This is a genomic window from Paenibacillus sp. NMA1017 (genome assembly GCF_058895805.1).
The window spans coordinates 1-1,205 of record NZ_JBZXYR010000051.1 but is presented as its reverse complement, the minus strand read 5'-3'; the positions used below and the strand labels follow the sequence as shown (position 1 = coordinate 1,205).

The window sequence follows — 1,205 nt, the reverse complement described above, 5'->3', positions numbered from 1 at the left end:
TACATTCGCCGGGATATCCTTGGTTACCACACTACCAGCACCAATTACACTCCCTTTGCCAATCGTGACTCCTGGAACAATAATCGCTCCGCTCCCGATCCATGCCCCATCCTCAATGGCCACTGGTAATGCAAACATTCCGCCTTCTTTGCGCTTTTCTGGATGTACAGGATGATTCGTGACAGCAATCGTTACATTCGGGCCAAACATGACATCATTACCAATCGCAACTTTATAGTCGTCAACCACGGTTAGATTGAAATTGATATATACATTATTTCCTACGGTCGTATTTGAACCATAAGACATGCGAATGGGCGGCTCCATCCATACATTTTCTCCAATGCTTCCAAAAAGTTGTTTCATTAACGTTTTGCGCATTTCAACATCATCTGGATGCAAATTATTAATTTCATAGCATATTGCCTTACCACGCTGGCGTGCTTTTGCCAACTCTGCAGCCTCTTTCGGATAATTAGCATCGTGATCTGTAAATAATTGTTTGCTAGCCATTCGTTCTTGGATGTTCATGCCACATTCTCCTTTATACATGCTTATATTTATTAGAGTAAATTGCAAAACCTTATTTATGATCAGGCTTATGCAAAGTTTCTAGTGATGTTGTTAAGCCACTTAAACTGTCGATAGCGAATAAAAGCAATGGGTAATTTAATCATCTCGTCTAAGCTGATGACGATATACAAAAAGATCGGTGGGACATGCCAAACAAAAGCACATAGGTAACTAAGCGGTAGAATAATTAACCACATGACAACAGTGTCACACCAAAATCCAAATGTAGAATCCCCACCAGCCGTGAATATACCCGCTATAGTTGTGGAGTTTATCGATTTGGCTATACAATAATACGCACTGATGTACAGCATGCCATCTAGGTAACTTTGAGCAGTTGGATTCAAATTGACGATGGAGTATACCAATGGTTTAATGAACAGAATCGTGCAGCCTGCAATGACTCCAAATATCAAAGCATAAAAACACATTTTGTTGCCCGCATGCTTTGCTTTCTCGATTTCACCCTGTCCCAAATACTTCCCAACAAGTACAGAGCCCCCAGTAGCGGTGCCTCCACAGAGAACCACTGCTAGATTTTTAACTACAGACGCTATGGAATTTGCGGCTACCATATCGGAGTTCACATGTCCAATAATTGCAGCCGTGGCGGTAAGAGCTCCTCCCCAAAC

General features: G+C 41.9%; 2 protein-coding genes and 1 pseudogene. All 3 read right to left on the bottom strand.

Annotated features, from left to right (window positions below):
* The coding region (locus AC5ELV_RS26290) for a DapH/DapD/GlmU-related protein (protein ID WP_493432457.1) at positions 1-123 on the bottom strand (123 nt) is incomplete at its 3' end.
* 228 nt (positions 124-351) lie between these two features.
* Positions 352-513 (bottom strand): annotated as a pseudogene (locus AC5ELV_RS26285) (maltose acetyltransferase domain-containing protein); the annotation flags it as partial.
* An 86-nt stretch (positions 514-599) separates the two neighbouring features.
* Positions 600-1,205 (bottom strand): MATE family efflux transporter (locus tag AC5ELV_RS26280; RefSeq protein ID WP_493432456.1); only part of this gene is annotated, 606 nt, incomplete at its 5' end.